The 3,392-nt window shown below is 47.4% G+C and carries 6 protein-coding genes; all 6 read right to left on the reverse strand.

Going from position 1 to position 3,392, the window contains the following annotated elements:
* Positions 1–31: 31 nt before the first annotated feature.
* Positions 32–1,168 (reverse strand): phage tail sheath subtilisin-like domain-containing protein, encoded by a 1,137-nt coding sequence (locus AB4496_RS23485; protein WP_102258094.1) that lies wholly within the window; start codon positions 1,166–1,168, stop codon positions 32–34.
* Positions 1,168–1,371, reverse strand: a complete 204-nt coding sequence (locus tag AB4496_RS23490) for a DUF2635 domain-containing protein (RefSeq protein WP_102258095.1) — start codon at positions 1,369–1,371, stop codon at positions 1,168–1,170. Before AB4496_RS23490 ends, AB4496_RS23485 begins: the two co-directional genes overlap by 1 nt.
* Positions 1,371–1,910: a phage virion morphogenesis protein gene (locus AB4496_RS23495; RefSeq protein ID WP_102258096.1), complete on the reverse strand. Its 540-nt coding sequence runs from the start codon at positions 1,908–1,910 to the stop codon at positions 1,371–1,373. Before AB4496_RS23495 ends, AB4496_RS23490 begins: the two co-directional genes overlap by 1 nt.
* Positions 1,907–2,371 (reverse strand): phage tail protein, encoded by a 465-nt coding sequence (locus AB4496_RS23500; protein WP_102258097.1) that lies wholly within the window; start codon positions 2,369–2,371, stop codon positions 1,907–1,909. The genes AB4496_RS23495 and AB4496_RS23500 overlap by 4 nt, the downstream gene beginning before the upstream one ends.
* Entirely contained in the window at positions 2,371–2,820 is a 450-nt protein-coding gene (locus AB4496_RS23505) for a head completion/stabilization protein (RefSeq protein ID WP_170962717.1), read from the reverse strand. The genes AB4496_RS23500 and AB4496_RS23505 overlap by 1 nt, the downstream gene beginning before the upstream one ends.
* A gap of 121 nt (positions 2,821–2,941) precedes the next feature.
* Positions 2,942–3,392, reverse strand: a 451-nt coding sequence (locus tag AB4496_RS23510) for a P2 family phage major capsid protein (protein ID WP_372132176.1), incomplete at its 5' end; no start/stop codon positions are given.

Consider the following 3,392-nt stretch of genomic DNA (forward strand, 5'->3'; position numbering starts at 1 on the left):
CAGCACGGCTAGTAATTTTTGTTCCCATGACTTACTTCCTAAATTGAATTTTACCCGCAACGATAATCAAACCGTTCACGAACTGTGGTGAATCTTGGTAGTTGACGCGCTGCTTGTTGGTTTTATCAAGCTCGACGATGAGTGACTTTTTGTAGCCATCGAAATCTTGCACGATGCCTTGGTATTCCAGATCTCGATACAAGGTCAACAGTTTGGCCTTGAACATGGTCGGCGTAACAATCGGCTGACCTTTGGCGAACTTGGTGCCGTCTTTCGCAACTTTATGTCGAGGGTAGACACTTAAGATCAACGAGCGCTGTTTCTGACGGAAGTACATGGCGGTTGCCGGTGTCATTACATCGAGGTAACTGTTGTCTGTTACGCCAGCTGCGTTTTCGGTGTAAGCCGTCACGGCACGTTCAATTAAGACTTCATTCGCTGAGTTCACCGTGTAGGTACTCAAGCCTTCATACAAAAAGAGGTTGCGTTCAGCCCAATCCCACTCTTGCGTTGCCAGTGAATAAACACCGTTTAACTTGAGTGTTTGTAGCGGCCTGCAAGGGTCGATAGCCAATGACGGGGCGATTTGACCTACCCATGCACCAATGGCTTTTGCATCTGATAATGCTTGGTCTTTAGAGTCACCAAAGTTGTTGATTGGCAGGAAGTTGATTAACGGGCAGTTGCTCTTTGCTGAAAAGGTAACTAGCTCGGCGTGCGTGCCTTTCTTCGGTAGATACGCAATACCTGGCACTTGTTCTAATGCGGTATAACGATTTTCAAGAAAGGTACCCAATTCGCGAATGGTAGTGTCGTCATTCAATGAGCACATGATGTGGTGGTATTGCGTGTCACCTAGCGCCGCCAATGCACTTGCAATATCATCGCTACCCACGCTGATCGCGTAAATTGGCATGGTTTTATCTTGCTTGCGGAAGTAGGTGATCATTTCCACGATGTCGCTACTCGCACCAAACGAGTCTGCCGCTTTTGTCTCATCCATACAAAGCGTGACTTTATTGTGAGCGACCTTTGCACCGCTGACCGCATTACCGATCGCCAAGACGACTTGTAAGTCTTCTGCGCTGTTTGCCAGGCTATTATCAATTTCAATATAGACACCGGGAACGCGAGCGGTGCTTGGTACTTCAGCAAAACCAATACTCATTATTTAGTTTCCTTCTTGGCTGTTTTGTCGATATCCACGACACTTTCTTCAGCGAGTCGACGTAGCCAGTAAGCGTTGCGAGGCTTTACTTCACCTACAGCTTTCAGTGGCTCTCGGGTAATAGGGTCTTTCACGATTAAGCCTTTAGTGGCGGGCTTAATCTTGAAGGTGGGTACTTTGGGTTTCTCTACTTGTTTATCCATTACGCTGCATCCTCTAGTGCAAAGTGTTCCGCTGCCATGGCGAGTAGTTCTCGCTCTAGAGCAGGTGTCCAACCAATGAAGGTTCGTTTGGGCATTTGATAATTGCGCTTGGTTCTCACGCCGCCTGTCCATTGACCTGTTTTGCTGTTGTAGTGGCCATTAACGCGAGTCGTGAATGACACTTGAGAGCCTTGGTTGTGCTCTTGGCCGATGCGACCCGCGACACCTTTTAGGCCAATCTCAAAGCTATCTTCTGTTACGTGAGTTCTTAATGCCTTACCAAAACCGAGCAGCATGTTTTTATTGTTAACGGTGTTCTGCGCTTGGGTGCCATCCCATAGTTGGGTTGTCTTTCGCCGCGTTCGGCTTTGGTACGGGTTGTTATCAATATCTCGCTGAGCGCGAATTTGCTGACGAAAGAACTGCCGTGCTCGGTTGGCCATTCGTTTATTAAGCTCAAACTTATCACTGGCCGTAAGCACTAAACTTTCCACAACTTGAGTCAGTTGTTCAGGCGTCGCGAGTGTTAATTCACTCATGGCAAATCACCTAAGTGGCCGACAAAGTGGACCAATTCACCGAGTTGGTCTTCATCGGCTCGCGCTTCAAAACCACTGACACATTCATAACGGGTATCACCTTGCTTCCAATTTCCTTGTTCGCTTTCTTGAAGGTCGAACTCTTCACGAATATCAATTTTCAGCTTGAGATCAAACACACCTTTATCGAGAGGCTCTAGCGCGAACGTCGGCATGGGTAAGCCTTTTTCTGCTCGCTCTGGGTCGAACTTATTAAGCCAGCTGACTAAATGCATAAACAAAACTTGCGGCTCTAACTTGGCGCTTTGCAAGAAAACGATGGCGGTGTATTCAATTTCAAATCCATCGACAAAAGCACCTTGTCCACAAAATAAAGCGCCATCCTCCGCCCACACGTCCATTTTGGCCGCGTCTGTCACATGGCTTTTGAATAAGTCCGTTAAGCTTTGCAGTGCTTTCATTACACTCTCTCGAAGCAGTAGGTTTCTTCTGCGTGAATTAATATGTCTACCGCTTGGCGGTACTGCACTTCGCACTCTTCTTTCTTACTGGTGAGCGCTTCTTGTCTGTCAGCGGCTTCGGCGGTTGCGTCACCACTCATTTGCACGCTAATCAGTTGCGCGGCGGTTAGTGCGAACACAGCCTGCTTGTAAAGGGTTTCGGCCGAGTCGTCATCACTAAAGCGCTTTTGGGATAACGCTGTCAAACTAGCAAAAGGCACTAAGGTGTCTTTAAGCTCTGAGTGCACTTTGATTCGTGACACCTTCGCGTGATGCAGAATGCCTGCCTCTGTCTCATTGCTTTGGAAATGGTACAGAGACTGAAACTCTGAAATGTTCAGTACTGGGTATTTGCCCGTTGCTGGCAACTGAGATTGATACGGTTTGTTTTTGTTGCCGACAAATTCCATGATTTATCCTTGTTGGGTTAGGGAATGCAGGCCGACAATCGCGAATAACAGTTAGCACCAAAGCGCACCTGAAATAGCAATAGAGCCTGCATTGAGGGGGTGTTAGTGTTTAACGCTTGGCTTAATGCCAGGCATCGTTAATCCAAAGCTTCACGTTTTTGAACTCAATCGCGGCGGCTTTACCTAGCTCTTCAATCACGTAAGCCATGTTCATCGACTCAAAGTTTTCAATCTGGTCTTTTTCATCGTTCTTCTTACCTGTAGAGCGGCGAATAGAACCTTCTTGAATGTAGATGGACAGGTTGTCGTAACTGGTGACCATGATGCCCGTAGAAGGGAAGCCTGGTACTTTCACAGCAGGCAAACCGCCATAAGTACCGATGACTTGCAGCTCTTGGATTTTGCCTTTTTCGCTTGGCGTATTACCGTGTGCTTCGTAGAACTTGGCTTTGTCGTAAGCAAGCAGATCAGAGCCGATGATAGCCACAAGGTTTGAATCGTTTTCACACGCGTCATGCAGTAGGTTTTTCGTTTCAAGTACCGCTAGGTCTAGGTTGATGAAGTCACCACCT

This window comes from Vibrio sp. 10N.222.46.A1, assembly GCF_041473595.1.
Lineage (GTDB): Bacteria > Pseudomonadota > Gammaproteobacteria > Enterobacterales > Vibrionaceae > Vibrio > Vibrio tasmaniensis_A.

Excerpts from the sequence above, each read along its gene's own strand:
- AB4496_RS23485 (WP_102258094.1), bottom strand. The coding sequence starts at position 1,168 with ATGAGTATTGGTTTTGCTGAAGTACCAAGCACCGCTCGCGTTCCCGGT.
- AB4496_RS23490 (WP_102258095.1), bottom strand. The coding sequence starts at position 1,371 with ATGGATAAACAAGTAGAGAAACCCAAAGTACCCACCTTCAAGATTAAG.
- AB4496_RS23495 (WP_102258096.1), bottom strand. The coding sequence starts at position 1,910 with ATGAGTGAATTAACACTCGCGACGCCTGAACAACTGACTCAAGTTGTG.
- AB4496_RS23500 (WP_102258097.1), bottom strand. The coding sequence starts at position 2,371 with ATGAAAGCACTGCAAAGCTTAACGGACTTATTCAAAAGCCATGTGACA.
- AB4496_RS23505 (WP_170962717.1), bottom strand. The coding sequence starts at position 2,820 with ATGGAATTTGTCGGCAACAAAAACAAACCGTATCAATCTCAGTTGCCA.